Origin of the sequence: Kamptonema sp. PCC 6506, assembly GCF_000180455.1 — a bacterium.
GTDB classification, from domain to species: domain Bacteria; phylum Cyanobacteriota; class Cyanobacteriia; order Cyanobacteriales; family Microcoleaceae; genus Kamptonema; species Kamptonema formosum.
In genome coordinates, this window is sequence record NZ_CACA01000310.1 from 35,133 (window position 1) to 54,308 (window position 19,176).

Below are 19,176 nucleotides of genomic sequence, written 5' to 3' on the forward strand. Positions count from 1 at the left end.
TAACCACTAACCACCAACAACTAACCACCAACAACTAACCACCAACAACTAACCACTAACAACTAACAATTAACAAATTTATTATGTCTTGGCAACGTCCCGACGGCCGACAACCGAACCAACTCCGTCCCATTAGTTTCCAGCGAGAATTTACCAAATTTGCCACTGGTTCAGTTCTAGCTAGAAGCGGCGACACGCAGGTACTTTGTACTGTTTCCATTCAGCCAGGAGTACCTAAATTTTTACAATTTACAGGACAAGGTTGGTTAACTGCTGAATATCGAATGTTACCAGGAGCAACACCTCAACGACAAGAAAGAGAACTAATGAAACTATCTGGACGCACCCAAGAAATTCAGCGCTTAATAGGTCGCAGTTTGCGTTCTTGTTTAGATATGAATTTGTTAGGAGAGCGTACAATTATTGTCGATGCCGATGTTTTGCAAGCCGATGCCGGCACTCGCACAACATCAATTACTGGGGGATTTGTAGCTTTAGCTGATGCTTTAGATAAGCTGGTAAAAAACGGAGAATTAGAACAATCTCCCATAGTTTCCCAAGTGGCCGCCGTATCAGTTGGACTTTTGGAAGGAGAGCCATTTTTAGACCTGAATTACCCAGAAGATGTCGCGGCTGAAGTAGATTTTAATGTGGTAATGAAAGAAAATTTGAGCATTATTGAAATGCAAGGCACAGCCGAAGAAGGAAGCTTTAGCCGCACGCAGTTAAATCAAATCTTGGATGTAGCAGAAAAAGGAATTAAAGAATTATTAGAATTTCAACGTCAAGCTCTTAGAACTTCAGCCACTCTCTAAATCTCAGATTAACTTCTTTTGGATTTTACTTTAGAAATTGTAATTTTTACTTGCCGACCTCTAGCGATGGCTGCTACAATCGAACCATCTAGATTGTAGCAAATAATCATGACAACCACATTTTTATCTAAATGTCAAGCTGCCTTGAAACATTCTGGGTTCAAGATAGGTATGGTAATTGTGACAATCGCCCTCATTGGCTTTTCAACAGTTGGTCAGTATGGATTCTCCATTGATGAAGCCACAGAGATCGCAATGGTGCGGAGAAACTATGAACTGATTACCAAAGGTCAGCCTATTCCCAGCGATCTAAAATACTTTGGAACCTTATTTAATTTTACTGCCGAAGCAATATTTCAAATTAATCAATATCTTCACAAAGGTTTATCCTATAGTCCAACCAATTATGAAGGCGATGCTAATAACGATCGCGGGAAAGCCAAAGCACTCTACGATCGGATTCAGATTAAACACCCTTTAACTTTTTTAGTTTCTTTAATTACCTATCTTTCAGTCGCCGGGATTGTTGGCATACTTTGTGGTTGGGAATACGCTTGGTTTGCTCCTATAGTCCTAGCACTTTTTCCGAGATTTTGGGGACATAGTTTCTTTAATCCTAAAGATATTCCCTTTGCATCTTTATTTACTCTTTCTACCTATGCAGGCGCTCATTTACTCAATCACTATCACAAAAATCAGCCTGAATTAAAACTTGAATTTAATCAAACTCATTTCTTTTCAATTTTGTATGGAATTTTAGCTGGAATGCTTACCAGCGTTAGAATTGGCGGATTTTTGATGATGTTTTTTATTTTTATTGCTCACGTAGGAATTACCTTGGGACAAGGTGTTAGCAATGTAAAAAACCTTTATAAATATGCAATTTGCTATATCTTAATGTTTCTTTCTTGGGCGGCAACTGTTACTATCTTACAACCAGCATCTTGGTCTAACCCCCTTGGCTGGTTTTTGGAAACAATTGGCTATCTTTCCAAACATCCGCTGCCTATAAAAACTTTATTTAATGGTATCGAATATCCGATCCAAGATATTCCTTGGTACTTCACCTCTCAGTGGTTGTTAATGACAATTCCAGTTATTTTTCAAATCTTTTTTTTAGTAGGTTTAGGGTTGCTAGCAACGAAATATAAACAATTCTCATCTCTTCAGCAATCCTGTTCTCTGTTAATTTTACTACAAATATTTGGGCTTCCAATTATTGCAATAATTAAACAGGCATCTGGCTATGACGATATGAGGCACTTTATGTTTGTACTGCCAGGAATTGCCAGCATAGCTACTGCTGCTTTGATTTGGCTTTACCAAGCAGTCGCAATCAAGAAACCTGTACAAATAGCAGGCTTAACATTTATCGTAATAGTTTTTACAGCAATTATCATTGAGATGATTCAGCTACATCCCTATCAATATATCTATTTCAATCGCTTATCGGGGGGATTAGCAGCAGCCCCTAATCGTTACGAAATTGATTATTGGGGATTGGGGATGCGGGAAGGTATGGAGTGGATCAACAAAAATGCCGACCCCAAAGATACTGTTTTAGTAGGAGGATTTTTGTACTCAGCTAATATCTTTGCCGATCCCAATCTCACTGTGATTAAGTCGGAAGAGGCGGAAAAAAAAGGAATTTCTAAGCCATTTTACTATTTACCTTGGGGGCGGTGGGGATTCCCAAAAGAATTCCCAGAATGTCCAGTTGTGCATAAAGTAGAAAGACAAGGAGTAGCCTTAACAATTGTTAAAAAGTGCCAATAGAAGAGGGGCTAGGGGCTAGGGGCTAGGGGCTAGGGAAGAAGAGGGGCTAGGGGCTAGGGGCTAGGGGCTAGGGGCTAGGGAAGAAGGGGAAGAAGGGGGAATAGAATCAATGTTTCAGCTATAAGCAAGTGTCCTAACTGTCTTGGGGGTTGCTATAAATACAACTATTTTTTCTAAATAGATCGATAAGAATCTTAACAGTTTTTTATTGACATTGTTATTGAATCGTGTATATGAAAATCTTTACGAAATATGTAATTAATTTTTTTTAAAAGTTAAGCCCCGCAGAATAATTATCTCTACGGGGCTTACTTTTAGGGGGATAATTAAACAGTGAAAATCAGAAACGAGTTCACAAATCAGCAATCATCGCCCAATAATGGGCAATTTTGAATTATCACAAGGGAGAACACTGTATGAAATTGGCTTATTGGATGTATGCAGGCCCCGCTCACATCGGCACTCTCCGCATTGCTAGTTCCTTCAAGAATGTCCACGCCATCATGCACGCGCCGCTCGGTGATGACTATTTCAACGTCATGCGCTCCATGTTAGAGCGGGAGCGGGACTTTACACCCGTAACGACCAGTATTGTCGATCGCCACGTTCTGGCGCGGGGCTCCCAAGAGCGAGTTGTGGACAACATTACCCGCAAAGATCAAGAAGAGCACCCTGATTTAATCGTTCTTACCCCGACTTGCACTTCCAGCATTTTGCAAGAAGACCTCGAAAATTTTGTACAACGCGCTCAGTTGGATGCCAAAGGCGACGTGATGCTGGCGGATGTCAACCACTATCGAGTTAACGAACTGCAAGCTGGCGATCGCACTCTGCATCAAATTGTAGAGTTTTATATCAACAAAGCTCGGAAAAAAGGGAACTTGCCAGAAGGAAAAACGGAGAAACCCTCTGTTAACATTATCGGCATTTCTACCCTGGGTTTCCATAACCAACATGACTGTACCGAGCTGAAGCGGTTGATGGCAGATTTGGGCATAGAAGTTAATGAAGTCATCCCGGAAGGCGCTTCGGTTCACAATTTGAAAAATTTGCCTCGTGCTTGGTTTAACCTAGTTCCTTATCGCGAATTAGGGCTAACGACGGCGATGTATTTGGAGAAAGAGTTTGGAACGCCTTATGTAGATATCACGCCGATGGGTGTGGTAGAAACTGCTCGTTGTATCCGCAAGATTCAGCAAGTGCTTAATGCTCAAGGTGGTGATGTTAATTACGAAGACTTCATCGACCAACAAACTCGTTTTGTCTCTCAAGCTGCTTGGTTTTCTCGCTCGATCGACTGCCAGAATTTGACTGGCAAAAAGGCTGTGGTGTTTGGTGATAATACCCACGCGGCGGCGATGACTAAGATTCTGGCTCGTGAAATGGGTATTCATGTGGTTTGGGCGGGTACTTATTGCAAATATGATGCTGACTGGTTCCGGGAACAGGTAAGCGAGTATTGCGATGAGGTGATTATCTCCGAAGATCACGGCGCTATTGGAGATGCGATCGCGCGTGTGGAACCTTCTGCTATTTTCGGTACGCAAATGGAACGGCACGTTGGTAAGCGGTTAGATATTCCTTGCGGGGTAATTGCTGCACCGATTCACATTCAAAATTTCCCGATTGGTTATAAGCCATTTTTGGGTTATGAGGGAACTAATCAGTGTGTGGATTTGGTGTATAATTCCTTTACTTTGGGCATGGAAGATCATCTGTTAGAAATCTTCGGTGGCCACGATACTAAGGAAGTTATTACTAAAGGAATTTCGGCTGATTCTGATATGAATTGGACGAAGGATGGACAAGCTGAGTTGAATAAAATCCCTGGTTTTGTGCGGGGTAAGGTGAAGCGGAATACTGAGAAGTTTGCACGCGATCGCGGTATTGCTCTAATTAATGCTGAGGTGTTGTACGCGGCGAAGGAAGCGGTTGGTGCGTAAATTATAATAGTAGGGTGGGTGTATGCCCACCTTACTAAACTAATTGCCAGCTAAAAGCAAACTCATACTTTAATTTCACTTAGTTAAATTTATAACTCTCTATCCCGACAAATCACAGGAGGATTAAACAATGACAACTTTAGCATTATTTCAATGGGTAGAACTTAATCAAGACGTTCCTAATACCCCCGTCACAAAGGGAGACAAAGGCGTTATCCTAGACCACCTAAATCCTACCAAAAATCAGCCCGATGCAGGATACACTCTGGAAATATTTAAAAATGGGGAAACATTAGATGTAATTTCTGTTCCGATTTCCTGGGTGACAGCTTTACCCGAAATCTGGGGTGACACTCAACAGATACCAAATCATATTGCTGCTTAGTTAAAAAAAGAAGTAAGTAACTATGAAAAGCGCTTTAGATGTCGCTCGTTATTTCTTGTACCGCGTCGATCGAGATGCTGGGGATACAATCTCGCCTCTGAAACTTCAAAAGCTTGTTTATTACGCACAAGCTTGGAGTTTGGTATTGCGAGATCAACCACTTTTTTATGAAGATATTCAAGCTTGGGTTCATGGGCCTGCGATATATGAAGTTTGGGACACCTATAAAGATTATCGATATGGAGCTATTCCCGAACCGGAAGAAGAATTGCCCGAATTTGAGGACGATGAAATAGAAGTTCTCGAAGAAGTTTGGAATGCTTATGGCGAATTGAGTGCTAAACGACTTGAGGATTTGACCCACTCAGAAGAACCTTGGATTAATGCTCGTAAAGGTTTAGAGCCTGCCCAAAAATCATCAAAAGTTATTTCCCATGAGGATATGAAAACTTATTACGCCTCTTTTTTGGAGGCGTAGTGGGAAAATCTCGGATTAAAAAGTCTTCAACCGCAAGTTCCTCACGCCGAATCCCTGAATCGGCTTTAACTCATCCAACAGGTTCCCAGAATGCAGACGAACAACACCCCAGCTTTAGGTTTGAGCATACTGATGAAAACCGTTGGCTTTTATCAGATTGGCAATCATCAGAAATTGATGATTTGATTCATGGACTTAAAAAAATTGAGAGATATACATAGGCACAAATAAAAAGCCAAGGCTCGAAACAACGCGGTGGTTCTGTAGGTTGCGGATACAAGCTAATTACTAATCATCCAAAACTACCTGAAAGTGTCAGCGAGGATGTGAAACTTTCAGAAATGCGAGTTGATGAAAGAAAGCGGATTTTTGGTTTTCGCGTAGGTTCGATTTACTATATTGTGTGGTTCGATCGAAACCATAGCGTTTGTCCAGAATGATTGGGACTATAACCAGTTATGAAGTCTGTAACCCTTGCTTCTTTTTGACTACTCTACCGGATAGGCTCTCCGTCTTTTATCGTAGCTAGAACCGGACAATCAATAGTGCTAACCCCTTTCCAGTTAAAGTTATTCTTATCCATAACAGTTGGAGATGTGACGTGCCTTTTTGTACCCTGGTCTAAAAGGTATATACGGTTTTTCAAAGGATGTCCGTTTTCTCCACAACGGACAAGTCTGTTATCATTTGTTATAGATGGTCCGGGTTCAATGACATCGGTTTCTAAATAATCTCGATGTTTGGGTACAAACAATCTTTGATATATACTCAGACCTGCGATATGGCGGAGCTGACCACGATCAACCCAGAAAATCCTACTATTACCCGGATTTCTAATTAGCAGACCGTTTAAATCTGGGCGATTACGTTGGAATGACTGAGCGTTAACACCTTTATAGAAAGTGCTTTCAGTTGTAGCAAGGAGGAGAACAGACGAGAGGAAAACTAATGTAATTAACTTGTTCATATTGACAAAGTGAAGTAATAGCTGTTGGCTATATCAATTCTGTATTATGGCTGACGCTCCAAATACACCCATCGATAATTTGGTAAGTAATTTAACTAACTTGATACTACTTATAATGTCAACTGATCGCTGCTTTGACAAGTCGGAAAAAAGCGGATAAAGTCGGAAAAAAACGGGTTATACTAAAATAATGTTGTATTCAGATATATTGATGGATAACCAAGATGTATTAAACTCTATTGATGAGCTAGTGTTTGCCAAGACTGGCAAACACCTCGATACCCTGCAAGTAGCAATCCTCAAGGGAGTCTTGAATAATCGGAAATACGCACAAATTGCGGAAGAATATCACTGTAGTCAGGGTCATGTGAGAGATGCTAGCTATGAGCTATGGCAGTTACTCTCAAGTGTACTGGGAGAAGACCTTAACAAATCAAACTTTCGCGCTACGGTAGAAAGATGGGGAGTAGCAAACTTCTCAAGTATGGGAAGTCCTGTACAAATTGGGCATATTAATTTTTGTACCAATCCCGCACAAGAATCTGAATCACTTTCGTCAGAACGATCGGAATCAGACCATAAAAGTGATAATGATGTCAAAGAATATCCAAATTATCAAAAACTTTTAGAAGAAGCCGAACGCAAAGCTAAGTTAGAAGCAGTTCCAAAATTGGTAAAACTGGGTTTGACAGTCGAACAAATTGCAGAATCTTTAGAACTGCCGTTAGCAGAAGTGCATCGGGTAATTCAGAATGGAAAATAGCCGTAAAAATAGTGAACAAGAGCGATCGCTTTCACCAACTCTTCACCCATCCCAGCGAATTAGAAGTATTTGCCTGACAGGGTGAGGAGCGATCGCACTCCTCAAACACGGTAAAATAATATCTAAACCTCTCAGGTAATTTCTTGACATAAATGCCAAATAATGAATCAGATAACTCAGCCTTAATTGCAGAACTTGAAGAAGCTGGCATTAAGCACACTCCTGAGAAAATTGTGCGAATTGCCAAAAGACTAGACGGTAGAATTATCTTTAATGGCTATATAGTCGGTGCAAATCCATCTTCACCATAATTTGAGGAGACTAGCTATGGCAATTAAGATTAAACTAATGGCAGATTATGCTTGCGACCCATTGTGGTGGTCAGGCGATGGTAGAGTGGGTAATATTGACCCCGGAACATTGCCGCTAAGTCCAGAAACTATTAGCCGTTTAGAAAAATGGGCAGATGCCAATGATGCAACTCTGAATAGGAATGATCCTGCTAACTCACCAGGTTTCCCTAGTAAAGAAGCTGAGGATACTTTTGAAGCAGAAGGCATCAGTTTGTGGAAGCAATTACGCCAAGAATTATCCCCTCATTATGAAGTGCTTTACTTTAGCGATCGCCTCGGTAAACTCTTTTCACATCCTAGTGAATTAGAGGTATTGGTATAAACCAAAAAAGAGCGATCGCCCCATTCCTTCAGTCATGCTATAATCAAACGAAATCTAACAGAGAATTAAACCAATGGAGACTCAAATAACCTTGAGTGAGGCGAGTGCTAAACTAACTCAACTCTGTGAGAAAGTAGTAGCGATCGCGATGTAGTCATCATTCAACGACCCGATGGTGAAAATGTCGCCTTAATTGCTGCTGACGAGTTAGACAGCTTGATGGAAACAGTACACTTACTGCGATCGCCAGCTAACGCTGTTCGCTTGTTAACGGAACTTCAACAAACCAAAACTAGAACTTTTAAACCTCAAAACGTAAATGAACTGCGTCAGGAGTTAGGAGTTGACACAGCAGAAAGCTAGATATCACTACGAAGCATGACAGTTAATGACAACCAATGAATCAGAAAAGTCCGCTTTAATTGCCGAACTTCAGGAAGCTGGTATCAAACATACCCCAGAGCATATTATTCGGATTGCTAGACAAGCAGATGGCAAAATTGTTTTTTTGGAAACCGGAGATAAGCAACGAGGGTTAGAGCATATTTTGGAAAAAGCCGAGCAGTTTGCTAATATCTGAATTGAGCGCCATGATATTATAGATGCAGTAATATTAGCATTAACAGAAGGAACAATAGTCGGTCAGCAAGGAACTACTAACGCTAGACCTAGACCTATTTATCAATTTACTTTTAAAGGTGAAACTAAATATCTATCAGTCACAGTCGGAAGTAACGGATATATTGTCGGTGCAAATCCAAGAACTAAAGTTAGATAATTACTGGTGAGGTTAAACATTTATGTCAAAAAAAATTAGACTAATGGCAGATTATGGTTGCGATCCCTTGTGGTGGAATGAACCTGATGAAGTAGGCGATATCGATCCTGCTCAATTTGCTCTACATCCAGAAACAATTAATCGCTTGTATAACTGGGCTCAAGCTTATGATGCTAGATTAAACTGGGACGATCCAGGTAACTCTCCTGATTTAACTCCAGAAAAATCAGAAGCTTTTGAAGCAGAAGGCATCAGTTTGTGGAAGCAATTACGCCAAGAATTATCACCACATTATGAAGTGCTTTACTTTAGCGATCGCCTCGGTAAACTCCTATCCCATCCCAGCGAATTAGAAGTATTGGTATAAACTGAAAAAGAGGTGAGTTACCACAGGAGAGCAATGCTAACGGCCGTTTTAGTTATCAACCTACTAATATCCCTCCTCTGCTTTTACATCGCTTGGAAAGCATGGCAAATGAAACAAGTGCTCGATCGCGTCGAAAGGACAGTCACCATAATGGAGAAGAACACCTATAACTTCCTCACCCGAACACCCGATTTTCTAGCCAAAGGCGAGAAAAGTTCTCGCCAACTCCGAAAGCAGTACCGACAACTAGAAGCACAAATCCAACAACTCCAGCAAATTTTGGGATTACTGACTTTGGGAGGTAGACTTTGGCGGCGACGCTCTGTCCGTTTCAGGTAAACTTCGTTAAAAAGTAAGTAAATCGCGCTAAGATTTTCGCCTAAGCCCCCGCCAACAAAGCCACTGGGCAATCTCACCATATCTTAAGAAATAGCACCCAGGGCATATTTTTCCTCTCACAAGTCGTTGCGAATTGGCTTTCCCCCCTAAAATTGATATATGAGTAAGAATTATAGAAATGTCAAATAAACGTCCTGGATTATTTGTAGGTGGGCTGGTAGTCGGCTCCGCCATTGGTACCGCCATCGGTTTACTCATCGCTCCGCGATCGGGCAAACAAACACGCCAACTATTGAAAAAATCTGCCGATGCACTCCCGGAGTTAGCAGAAGATTTATCCACCAGCGTCCAAATCCAAGCCGATCGCCTCTCAGAATCCGCACTGCGAAACTGGGAAGAAACCTTAGCAAGACTCAAAGAAGCGATCGCCGCCGGTATCGAAGCCTCTCGTGGCGATCGCCAAACCCTATCCCAAGTAGAAGCTGACAACAACCGCGAATCTCGCCTTCCCCCCCGCGATCCGGCCAAACGCTTCCTCTAACAGCCGAATTCTCCGCTGTCGCCATCTCCACCCCAACATTCCCTCCTATCCTTTTGCTGTAGGTGAGTTCCCGTGACTGACCCCGTGTTTTGGCTAGCACTGTCCATTTTCTTAGTTGCAGTCAGCCTTACTGCTGTCTTAATAGCTCTCCTACCCGCCGTACAAGCACTAGGGCGAGCCGCCCGCAGCGTGGAAAAATTAGCCGACACCCTCTCTCGCGAATTTCCCCCCACCCTAGAAGCCATCCGCTTAACTGGGATCGAAATCAGCGAACTCACAGAGGATGTTAGCGAAGGCGTTCAAAGTGCAGGAGAAGTTGTCAAGCAAGTCGATCAAAGCATTGGCAGTGCCAAAAAGCAAGCCCAAAAAGTACAAATTACCACTCGCAATGTCTTGACTGGTATCCAAGTTGCTTGGAAAACATTAACTCGCAAGCCAGCAACTAGCGATCGCCGATTAGAACGCCTCTCCCCCAGCCAAAGAAATCCCCTCTCTCTTGGCAATTCCACTCTAGATGACAACTACTTAGAAGAATATACCTCCAGCCGGGAAGCCTTAAATACCTACAACAGCCGTGAAATTCAGGGCGAATCCCCCCGCCCGCGCCCCAACAAGGCTTCTCACCTAGAACCTAGTCCTGAAGAATTGGAGTAATAGGGATTATATACTCTGTTCTTAAATTTGTAATTGTTTAATTTGTAATTGTTTGTAATTTTTAATTTGTAATTTTTAATTATAGCAACCGCCAATGGGGTTAGGAAGTTCTGAATTCAGATTCTATTCCATTCTTCCCTTTCTTCCCCTTCTTCCCATTCTTCCCTTTCTTCCCCTTCTTCCCCTAGTCCCTAGCCCCTAGCCCTTAGCCCCTGAAAGCGGTTGCTATATCTCCGGCCATCCCAGACGAGTTGGCTGCTCATAAACCCGCTTCAAAGTATTAATATCTCTCACAGAAATTGGCGGGGGGGTTCTCACCTGAGCAAAATACATGACATCAGTATCGACAGGACTATGGCCCCAAATTCCCAACCCATGACCGAACTCATGACGCGCCACAGCAGCGATATATTTCCCTGTTTGACTCGGATTTAACCAGATAGTACAACGATGAGATAAAATACCTCTCTCCCCCTGTTTACTAACATATAACTCATAGCGAGTTTCACCCGAGCGCGCCCGTAATTGTCCCTGTCGTAGAGGTGGAGACTCGTGTAAAATCCTAATATCAGCTTTTTCTAATTTATCTACCACTTCCAACGGCAAATAGACTCCCCATTCTAGTACAGCATTCAACACAGTTTTACTCCATGATTGAGAGCTATTGTTATCAGTAACCTGCTCTACATATACCTTAATTGGAAACTGCGACCACACCAAATAACCAAATTCTAAGGTCTTAACTTCGTTAAAATAATCGCTGCTATCTGTTGAATCTTTCCAATTAGTTAGCGTTGCAGGTAAAGGATGAATTTGTGGTGAAGGGAGCCGATCGTTTAGAGTATTCAGGCTAGCAGCATCACTTTGAAGCTGACTAATAATTATTATAATAAAAGTACAAAAAGCTACAACTGAAACGGTCAAAAACTGATGTTTTAAATAAGTCAACATAAACAAACTAGCATAACTAATTAAGTAGACGGGCGATTTAAATCGCGGCTACACGAACAAAGTCCGCCTTCGCGGACTATTAAGAAAAAGACGGGCGATTGAAATCGCGGCTATACAAACAAAGTCCGCCTTCGCGGACTATTAAGAAAAAGAAGATACTAAATCTAGCTTAAATACTCCCTTTATCTCCTAGTCCGCGAAGGCGGACTTCGTTCGTGTAGTAGCGATTTCAATCGCCGAACCATCAACCCCGAATAATAAAGAGGATACCTACTTTGGAGCTAACCAACCAGCACTCAAAATCAGTGTTAAACCCAGAAAAACAATAGATAAACCCCAGGTAATCCGGTTGATAGCTGTTTCTGCGCTCTTGGTACTGGTAAACAATTGAGCTTGTCCCCCAATTCCTCCAATGCCATCGCCTTTAGGACTATGCAACAGCACAAAAACGATAATTCCGACAGCAGATAAAGACCAGATAATTTGTAAAACTTGAACAATAGTCATGGTAATTGGTAATTGGTAATTGATGACTGTTATGGCAACCGCCAGGGCGGTTAGGGGCTAGGGGCTAGGGGCTAGGGGCTAGGGGAAGAGGGAAAGAGAGTCAATGGTTTGGGCTATGAGCGATTTTCCTAACTGACAAAGCGGTTGCTATAACTGTTAACTGTTAACTGTTAAGATTCCTACAACCGTACTCGCACGGGAGTACGATTGGCTCGGACTTCAAAATCGGCGGCTTCAACCATCGATTTACCTGTCATTTCTGGGGGTTGAGGTAATTTCAAAATCTCCAGAATTGTCGGCGCAATGTCAGCTAAACAGCCGTCAGCCCTCAGAGGAACATCAGTTGCGTGTGCGGGAATTTTTAACTTTTCCCCTTCTACAAGGATAAAGGGTACTGGGTTAGTTGTGTGAGCTGTCCAGGGATTGCCGTTTTCATCCCACATCAACTCAGCGTTACCATGATCGGCAATAATAATCGCTGTACCGCCAGCTTTATTGATACTTTCCAACAGGCGGCCCAAACATTTATCTACAGTTTCGATCGCAGTCACAGTTGCTTCCATAATTCCCGTATGACCTACCATGTCCGGGTTAGCATAGTTAATCACCATTAGCGAATAAATCTGCTTTTCGATCGCTGCGATCGCCACATCAGTTAGCTCATAGGCAGACATTTCCGGTGCGAGGTCATAAGTTGGTACCATCGGACTTTGTACCAACTCCCGATCCTCCCCTTCAAAAGGCTCCTCTAAACCCCCATTAAAAAAATAAGTTACGTGAGCATACTTTTCAGTTTCCGCCGCCCGAAACTGCTTCAAACCACGAGCCGCGATCGCACCGCCTAAAATATTATTCAAATTCTGCGGTTCAAAAGCTACCAACACCGGCAACTTAGGGTCATACTGCGTGAACGTCGCCAAAGTTAGGGGTTGAATTTGCTGTCTTTCAAACCCTGTAAAATTAGGATCTACCAAAGCCTGTGTGAGTTCTCTAGCCCTGTCTGGGCGGAAATTGAAGAAAATTATCCCATCTCCAGATTCTACTGCCCCCGGCGCGATTCGAGTGGGAATCACAAACTCATCCGTCACCCCTTCAGAATAGGAAGTCCTCAATAACTCCACAGCCGAACGCCCATCACCAGGCCCAACCCCTACCATCACATCGTAAGCCAGCTTAACTCGATCCCAGCGCTTATCGCGATCCATCCCATAGTAGCGACCGCTGACCGTCACAATCCGGCCTACACCGACTTGATTGATATAACTTTCAATCTTTCCTAGAGCTTCAATTCCCTCTTTCGGATTAGTATCGCGGCCATCTGCGATCGCATGAATGCAGAGATCGGAAATACCTTGAGCCTTTGCCAAATCTATCAACCCGAAAATATGGTCGAGATGGGAGTGAACACCGCCCTCCGAACAAAGACCGATGAGGTGTAACTTAGAGTTGCGATCGCGCACATCCGAGCAAACCTTCACCAAAGCCGGATTGCTAAGCAAACTGCCGTCTTCAACTGCATCCGAAATCCGCACCAACTCTTGAGGAACTACCCGGCCAGCGCCAATATTCAAATGGCCCACCTCAGAGTTACCCATTTGACCTTCCGGCAACCCCACAGCCCTGCCCGCCGTGCGGATCAGAGTTCTCGGATAAGCGGCCCACAAACTATCCATTACTGGAGTCTTAGCGGCGGCGATCGCATTTCCGTCAGTCTCTTCACGATAGCCCCAACCGTCTAAAATTATTAGCGCAACAGGAGATACAGACGTTTGTCCCATGCCGAGTTACCCTTTCGCGATCGTCATTCCTCAGACATCATACCATTCAGGCCAACTTGAGCAACTTTGCCGCCCTCGCAATCGTCTTTAGGATTACTAACCTGCAAATAGCCCATATTTTCCTGACAAACAAGAGTTCGATAGGCAGGCGTAGCCAGCCGTAGGAACCACAATTTTTTTATTGAACTGGATTCGCTAACCCTTAATAAAAGCAAATTTTATCGTAATCTTACTTTAATATGGGTTGCAGTTAGCGCCAGAGTATCAATTAGAATGCGAATGCGATTAAATTTAGCTATCTTAAGAACAGGCATTTGGGTGACTGACTATGCGTAAATTTTCATTTCTTGTAGCTATAAGTTTGCTAGCCCTTTGGACAGGCGGATGTGGCTCCGACTCTGGCAACAATCAAGCCAGCCCGACCCCCAGCCCCGCTCCTAGCGGTGCTTCGCCCTCTCCAGTTGCTGGGGCAACGGGTTCGCCCAGCGCTACCCCTAGCCCGACTTTTGCCTCGCCTCTGGTAACACCAAAGTCAACTGGGACAACAGCCGCTATAGGCTTGATACAGTCCACAAATCCAGACGAACGAGCCAGACAAGCTCTATCTGGCGCTGGTAACAACAACCGGTCACAGCTTCCCAGCCCTTCAATTTCACAAGCTCCTTTACAAACAGACCCTTTTTCCGTACTTCCTCCTCAAACAGTTCAAAATCTTCCTGTACCTACTCAAGGAGTTAATGGAGCCTCAACGGGTAGTTCCCTCCCCAAACTACCAGATCGTCAAGTTGCCTCACTCCCCACGCTGCCAGTCTTAATCGGTCCCCCTCCAGTTCTACCTAAAGCCATACCTCCGGTTCTACCACTGTCTTCAAACAAACCTCAAGAGAAAGCTCTTGGAAGGGAGCTTATCTCGCTACCGACGGTTCCAAGACAAGCTCCCTCTCCATTATTAGGCAGCAGTTCACGAGGACTTTCTTCCCTGCCGAAAGGCAGCAGCGCTGGAACTTCAACTGTTCCACAACTACCGGAGCTAAATCCTCCACCATTAGGTATTCGTCGAGCTCCCGGTTTAGGAACAGGTGGGCCTCTTCCTCCTATACCAGTAGCTGCCAAACCTTTAGGAGTACCAGATTTGCCGGAATTGCCAGTAGATAAACGCCCCCCGCAATGGGTAGATCCCAATCCCCCGCGCCAACGACCAGGACCGGCGATTCCTCCACCGCCTGATACAGGCATCGCTAGCGGGATAGAAGTTAGTGGTGTAGTAAAAGTTGGTAACGAAATACAAGTGATTGTAAAAGTTCCGACCGAGGCAACCAGCCGATATGTCAAAGTAGGGCAGAGGCTTGGTAATGGGCAGGTCTTAGTCAAGCGGGTTGATATTAAGCCAGGACAAGATCCGGTCGTATTTTTGGAACAAAGCGGTGTTGAAATTGCCAAAGTAGTAGGAGAAAAACCAGTTAAGTCCGATCCCAATTTGAATAATACAATTGTTAGAAAACCAGGAACTAGCAATCGTTTAACGCAGCGGTAAAGAGATTAGAAAATCAACAAGCTAAAGTTGATCGCTATCTAACTATCTCTATTGAACGCGATTTTTTAAGTGTATTAAGAAGTACAATCGGAGGAAATGTTTCCATGCTTGGTTCAATTCGACAGTTGGCTCGAACTATAATATTTGCTGCTGCTTGTATGGGATGCCTCGCTAATCCGATCGACTCGCTTTCATTATTAGCCCAAGAGCCAAAAGGAGATGGAAAACGTCCGCCCTACTGCGAAGGTAGTCCCCCTACCGGGAAAGTGAAATGCAATTACGAGGGGGGCGATAACTATGAAGGGGATTTTGTCAATGGCCAGCCGCAGGGTAGAGGAATCTATGTTTATGCCAATGGCGATCGCTATGACGGAATGTTCCGTAATGGCGTACCTCATGGTCGAGGATTATTTATATTTAAAGACGACGCTCGCTATGACGGAGTGTTTCAAAATGGCACGATGAAACAGGGGACGGTGATATTTCCTAATGGCGATCGCTACATCGGAAATTTTCAGGTAGTTAGGAATGTAGAAACTAACGTTATTAGCAGTCAACCTGGTGGGCAAGGAGAATTTATTTATGCTAACGGCGATCGCTACGTAGGACAATTCTTTGCGGGTTCCCCTTTTGGTAGAGGGGTATTAACGCGGACAGATGGCACGCGCTGCACTGGACAGTTCTTAAATCAAGCTCTTGATGCTAAAGCTAACTGCACTTTCCCCAGCGGTGCCCGTTATGAAGGTGAATTGCGCGGAGGTGTACCTCATGGCTTTGGCACAATCATCGATACTAAGGGGAGGCGCTTTCCGGGCGTTTTCCGCCAAGGCAAGCTAGCGGAATGAGCGAGAATTGGAAAGTTTTATGGGGTAAAAAGGAAGAATTTTAATGATACAAGACAGCAGAAAAAGGATACAAGACAATTATAGCTACAAGTGGATAGGAGACACTCTACCAATGATTTTCCAATCTCAAAAACTAGGAATCGGGTTATTAGTTGCATCAGTTATTGGAACTACTAGCTATCTTATACAGCCGTTGCCATCACTGGCCCAAGCAGAAGCTACTTCAGGTCGCTGCATACCCAATATCCCCACAGGCAGAGTGAAATGTGACTACAACAATGGCGACAGCTATATCGGAAATTTCCTTAACGGTTTGCCCAATGGTACGGGAGTATATGTATATGACGATCGCAATCGCTATGAAGGTCAGTTTCGCAAGGGTCTACCAAATGGCAGAGGAGTTTTCATTTTCTTGAATGATGCTCGAATTGAGGGAGTATTCCAAGATGGCAAAATCAGATTTGGTACGGCAATTTTCACGAATGGCGATCGCTACATCGGCCCTTTCGATATAGAACGAAGAATCGGTACGCCGAGTGGTCGCGGGCAATTTATCTTCGCCAATGGCGATCGCTTTCAGGGAGAATTTGTGGGCGGACACCCTTTAGGTAATGGGACATTCACCCGCCCGGACGGCACCCGCTGCCAAGGTCAGTTTTATAGTGACGAACTCGATGCTAGAGGAATTTGTACCTTTGCCAACGGCATCCGCTATGAAGGAGAGTTGCGGAAAGGATTACCTCACGGCAAAGGGACGATCGTAGATGCCAACGGCAAGCGCTTTCCGGGAATTTTCCGCGATGGTCAACGCATTGAACAGTAAAAACAATTAAAAATTGAAAATTGAAAATTAGATTAAGTTCTAATTTTTAATTTTTAATCGGCATAGCGTTGCTTGCCGTAGGACTGACTCACTCCGCCAAAACTTCCCTAACCCTTTCCCGAAACAAACGCACCGCCGCCCTTTGTCCGATAGTTTTACTTTGTTCTATCAAACCCGGAATTTCTGCGATCGGCAAAAACGGAAAAGCCAGACTATTCTCCCTCTCTTCATAGCTTCCATCAACCAATTGATATACTTGAAGACTTTGATTTCGATATCTCCAGATTTCAGGAACCCCCAGAGAAGCATAAATCGAGAACTTATTCAAAGAAGAACTCGTGTAGTCTGATTCTACTACTAAATCCGGTGCAGGATCTGCGGGTAAATCAATTTCATCTTTATCTCTAACTAAAGATTCATTTTGAATGTAAAAACAAGTATCTGGTTCAATAGCACGAGCTAAATCCTCCCGTTCAAGAGTCAACGCACCGAGACTCATAGCTTCAATTTCTAACTCATCTGCTAAAGCTCCAATAAAGAGTTCGAGCATAACTTTAGGTCTTTCATGTTTAGGCAATGGCATTCTGATTTCTAAAACTCCTTCGGCATAAGCAATTCTCCAGGCTCTACCATCGCCGACATCAGACATTATCGCTTTAAATGTTAGCCATTTAATGCCTGTCAAAGTAATTAATTTTTCCTCATTACTTCGTAGCGGAGGAGTCAAGGTAGTTGTTACCATCTGAGGTAAAATTAGTTAAGTTTTTATTGATTTTAACACTCCCTAACCGCCAAGGCGGTTGCTATACTTAAAAACGCTCGCCCAGCAACCTCTGCCTCACCCCCTCAGCAATTTTCTGCCCCAGATACTCAGGAATCAAACTCTCATTCGGCCCCAACAAATACAAAATCAAGCGAGTACGCCCCCGCCAAACCAGCAAATTAGCATTCACCACCAACAAATCCTCTTGCCAAATGGCATACATTACCTTATAGAAAAGTCCAGGCTGGTTATCCGCCTCAATCAGCAAAGCAGGTAAATGGAAAACAGGATCGACATAGAACTCAGTCGCCACATCCTCCAAACCCGCATCCAGATTAAATTCCACAGCGAGCATTTCTTCCACTTCAAAATGCCCCGCTAGGGCCTCCCGAACGGCCCTACAGACATTTTCTGCGGTTTTATCCGTCAGAACCTTACCCCCGCGTGACACCACCAACTTGATAAACACCAACATCGGTGGGTAAATTTGTCCATAGAGACTGAGGCTGTGAATCGTCAGCCCGTAGGCCGCCAGCACGCCAAAAATATCGCTCAGCAGGAAAGACTGGTTACGGTAAGCAAAATGCAGAGCACTTTTACTACCCTCCGGTCTAATTTCAATCACAGCTTGCCTCGTTTTGTATAACTGGTAGGCTAGCTTCAGGTTTTGTAATTGAATCTCACTGCTGACAAATTGCTCATAAAATTGGGGAAACGCCCGATTAAAGCGCTTGAGCAGTTCCAATGTAGATGGTTTTAAACCCGGAGCCATAATTGAGGGGAGGTACGGGAGATATACTAGCTATTAAGGTCATTCAACTTCTACTACCTTAACCACGCCTGCATGGGTTTTTGGAAAAACTTATTTAGCGGTTCTGACTCTGCCTCTACGCCCCAGACAGCGGAATTTGAGGAAGATTTTGCTTTTGGGGCAAGCGATTTGCTATCCCCGCCCTTTCGCAAACCCACTACTGGCAATAGTCGCATCTTGTTTAGTACCGATCGCGACATAGACCTCTACGAGCTCGAAGAACTCTGTAATGCAGTTGGGTGGTCTCGCCGCCCCCTGCGTAAAGTCAAAAAAGCCATTCAACACAGTTTCCTAGTCGTTTCCATGTGGGAAATGCGAGGAGCCCAGCGGCGGTTGATCGGTTTTGCCAGAGCCACATCAGACCATGCTTTTAATGCCACACTCTGGGATGTAGTGGTTCATCCAGAATTCCAGGGATCGGGCTTAGGTAAGGCGCTGATGCAGTACATCATTAAAAAACTCCGCAGCGAAGATATCAGCAACATTACCCTATTTGCTGACCCTCATGTGGTAGATTTCTACCGAAACTTGGGGTTCCTGTCCGATCCAGAGGGGATCAAAGGAATGTTTTGGTATCCAGACTAGCCCTCAAAGCTGCCAAGATGTCATTTTTTTGCGAAATTAAGCCAAAATTGAATTTGCCCAAAACCACCAAAGTATGATATATTGGCAATGCCATCAAA

General features: G+C 43.8%; 25 protein-coding genes. 19 read left to right on the plus strand and 6 right to left on the minus strand.

The annotated features are described in order from the left end of the window. Positions 1–83: 83 nt before the first annotated feature. The 6 genes from rph (at position 84) to OSCI_RS19020 (ending at position 5,618) form a co-directional block, all read left to right on the plus strand. A complete protein-coding gene (gene rph / locus OSCI_RS18995; protein WP_007356716.1) occupies positions 84–815 on the plus strand; it encodes a ribonuclease PH in 732 nt (243 codons plus the stop codon). 108 nt (positions 816–923) lie between these two features. Then, positions 924–2,591, plus strand: coding sequence for a hypothetical protein (locus tag OSCI_RS19000; RefSeq protein WP_007356717.1), 1,668 nt, complete (start codon positions 924–926; stop codon positions 2,589–2,591). A 416-nt stretch (positions 2,592–3,007) separates the two neighbouring features. Continuing rightward, a complete protein-coding gene (gene bchB / locus OSCI_RS19005) occupies positions 3,008–4,534 on the plus strand; it encodes a ferredoxin:protochlorophyllide reductase (ATP-dependent) subunit B (protein ID WP_007356718.1) in 1,527 nt (508 codons plus the stop codon). Between the two features lie 130 nt (positions 4,535–4,664). Beyond that, entirely contained in the window at positions 4,665–4,919 is a 255-nt protein-coding gene (locus tag OSCI_RS19010) for a DUF4926 domain-containing protein (RefSeq protein ID WP_007356719.1), read from the plus strand. Between the two features lie 22 nt (positions 4,920–4,941). Beyond that, positions 4,942–5,397 (plus strand): Panacea domain-containing protein, encoded by a 456-nt coding sequence (locus OSCI_RS19015; protein ID WP_007356720.1) that lies wholly within the window; start codon positions 4,942–4,944, stop codon positions 5,395–5,397. Then, a complete protein-coding gene (locus tag OSCI_RS19020) occupies positions 5,397–5,618 on the plus strand; it encodes a hypothetical protein (RefSeq protein ID WP_007356721.1) in 222 nt (73 codons plus the stop codon). The genes OSCI_RS19015 and OSCI_RS19020 overlap by 1 nt, the downstream gene beginning before the upstream one ends. A 272-nt stretch (positions 5,619–5,890) precedes the next feature. On the opposite strand, the gene OSCI_RS19025 is transcribed toward OSCI_RS19020, so the two are convergent. Then, positions 5,891–6,364 carry a hypothetical protein gene (locus OSCI_RS19025; RefSeq protein WP_007356722.1) on the minus strand — a complete coding sequence of 158 codons (474 nt, stop codon included), beginning with the start codon at positions 6,362–6,364 and terminating at the stop codon, positions 5,891–5,893. 190 nt (positions 6,365–6,554) lie between these two features. Between OSCI_RS19025 and OSCI_RS19030 the strand changes: the two genes are divergently transcribed. The 9 genes from OSCI_RS19030 to OSCI_RS19065 all read left to right on the plus strand — a co-directional run bounded on the left by OSCI_RS19030 (position 6,555) and on the right by OSCI_RS19065 (position 10,481). Then, complete coding sequence (locus OSCI_RS19030) at positions 6,555–7,127, plus strand: hypothetical protein (protein WP_019487353.1); 573 nt, start codon at positions 6,555–6,557, stop codon at positions 7,125–7,127. Positions 7,128–7,279: 152 nt separating this feature from the next. Beyond that, positions 7,280–7,438, plus strand: coding sequence for a hypothetical protein (locus tag OSCI_RS30845; protein WP_007356724.1), 159 nt, complete (start codon positions 7,280–7,282; stop codon positions 7,436–7,438). Positions 7,439–7,454: 16 nt separating this feature from the next. Beyond that, on the plus strand, positions 7,455–7,802 hold the full coding sequence (locus OSCI_RS19035; protein WP_007356725.1) for a hypothetical protein: 348 nt from the start codon (positions 7,455–7,457) through the stop codon (positions 7,800–7,802). A gap of 192 nt (positions 7,803–7,994) precedes the next feature. After that, entirely contained in the window at positions 7,995–8,165 is a 171-nt protein-coding gene (locus tag OSCI_RS31625; RefSeq protein WP_234708777.1) for an addiction module antitoxin, read from the plus strand. Between the two features lie 25 nt (positions 8,166–8,190). Beyond that, on the plus strand, positions 8,191–8,382 hold the full coding sequence (locus OSCI_RS19045; protein WP_007356727.1) for a hypothetical protein: 192 nt from the start codon (positions 8,191–8,193) through the stop codon (positions 8,380–8,382). 220 nt (positions 8,383–8,602) lie between these two features. Continuing rightward, the gene (locus OSCI_RS19050; protein WP_019487354.1) at positions 8,603–8,947 is read left to right on the plus strand and encodes a hypothetical protein; all 345 of its coding nucleotides are present in this window, start codon (positions 8,603–8,605) and stop codon (positions 8,945–8,947) included. A 33-nt stretch (positions 8,948–8,980) separates the two neighbouring features. Then, entirely contained in the window at positions 8,981–9,286 is a 306-nt protein-coding gene (locus OSCI_RS19055) for a hypothetical protein (RefSeq protein WP_007356729.1), read from the plus strand. Between the two features lie 178 nt (positions 9,287–9,464). Continuing rightward, positions 9,465–9,827 carry a YtxH domain-containing protein gene (locus OSCI_RS19060; RefSeq protein ID WP_007356730.1) on the plus strand — a complete coding sequence of 121 codons (363 nt, stop codon included), beginning with the start codon at positions 9,465–9,467 and terminating at the stop codon, positions 9,825–9,827. A gap of 72 nt (positions 9,828–9,899) precedes the next feature. Then, the gene (locus OSCI_RS19065) at positions 9,900–10,481 is read left to right on the plus strand and encodes a hypothetical protein (protein WP_007356731.1); all 582 of its coding nucleotides are present in this window, start codon (positions 9,900–9,902) and stop codon (positions 10,479–10,481) included. Between the two features lie 225 nt (positions 10,482–10,706). Here the strand turns inward: OSCI_RS19065 and OSCI_RS19070 are convergent, their stop codons facing one another. The 3 genes from OSCI_RS19070 to gpmI all read right to left on the minus strand — a co-directional run bounded on the left by OSCI_RS19070 (position 10,707) and on the right by gpmI (position 13,717). Further along, on the minus strand, positions 10,707–11,432 hold the full coding sequence (locus tag OSCI_RS19070; protein ID WP_007356732.1) for a matrixin family metalloprotease: 726 nt from the start codon (positions 11,430–11,432) through the stop codon (positions 10,707–10,709). 270 nt (positions 11,433–11,702) lie between these two features. After that, positions 11,703–11,939: a preprotein translocase subunit SecG gene (gene secG, locus OSCI_RS19075; protein ID WP_007356733.1), complete on the minus strand. Its 237-nt coding sequence runs from the start codon at positions 11,937–11,939 to the stop codon at positions 11,703–11,705. A gap of 179 nt (positions 11,940–12,118) precedes the next feature. Further along, positions 12,119–13,717, minus strand: coding sequence for a 2,3-bisphosphoglycerate-independent phosphoglycerate mutase (gpmI, locus tag OSCI_RS19080; RefSeq protein ID WP_007356734.1), 1,599 nt, complete (start codon positions 13,715–13,717; stop codon positions 12,119–12,121). Positions 13,718–14,045: 328 nt separating this feature from the next. Between gpmI and OSCI_RS19085 the strand changes: the two genes are divergently transcribed. From OSCI_RS19085 to OSCI_RS19095, 3 genes are all read left to right on the plus strand, one after another. Continuing rightward, positions 14,046–15,251, plus strand: a complete 1,206-nt coding sequence (locus OSCI_RS19085; protein ID WP_007356736.1) for a hypothetical protein — start codon at positions 14,046–14,048, stop codon at positions 15,249–15,251. Between the two features lie 104 nt (positions 15,252–15,355). After that, positions 15,356–16,096, plus strand: a complete 741-nt coding sequence (locus tag OSCI_RS19090; protein ID WP_007356738.1) for an MORN repeat-containing protein — start codon at positions 15,356–15,358, stop codon at positions 16,094–16,096. Positions 16,097–16,208: 112 nt separating this feature from the next. Next, entirely contained in the window at positions 16,209–16,919 is a 711-nt protein-coding gene (locus tag OSCI_RS19095) for an MORN repeat-containing protein (RefSeq protein ID WP_019487355.1), read from the plus strand. An 88-nt stretch (positions 16,920–17,007) separates the two neighbouring features. On the opposite strand, the gene OSCI_RS19100 is transcribed toward OSCI_RS19095, so the two are convergent. Together OSCI_RS19100 and OSCI_RS19105 are read right to left on the minus strand one after the other, a co-directional pair. Beyond that, the gene (locus OSCI_RS19100) at positions 17,008–17,661 is read right to left on the minus strand and encodes a Uma2 family endonuclease (RefSeq protein ID WP_007356740.1); all 654 of its coding nucleotides are present in this window, start codon (positions 17,659–17,661) and stop codon (positions 17,008–17,010) included. A 67-nt stretch (positions 17,662–17,728) separates the two neighbouring features. Beyond that, positions 17,729–18,454: a hypothetical protein gene (locus OSCI_RS19105; protein WP_007356741.1), complete on the minus strand. Its 726-nt coding sequence runs from the start codon at positions 18,452–18,454 to the stop codon at positions 17,729–17,731. Positions 18,455–18,526: 72 nt separating this feature from the next. On the opposite strand from OSCI_RS19105, the gene OSCI_RS19110 reads away from it, so the two are divergent. After that, positions 18,527–19,078, plus strand: coding sequence for a GNAT family N-acetyltransferase (locus OSCI_RS19110; RefSeq protein WP_007356742.1), 552 nt, complete (start codon positions 18,527–18,529; stop codon positions 19,076–19,078). The last annotated feature ends 98 nt before the right edge of the window (positions 19,079–19,176 follow it).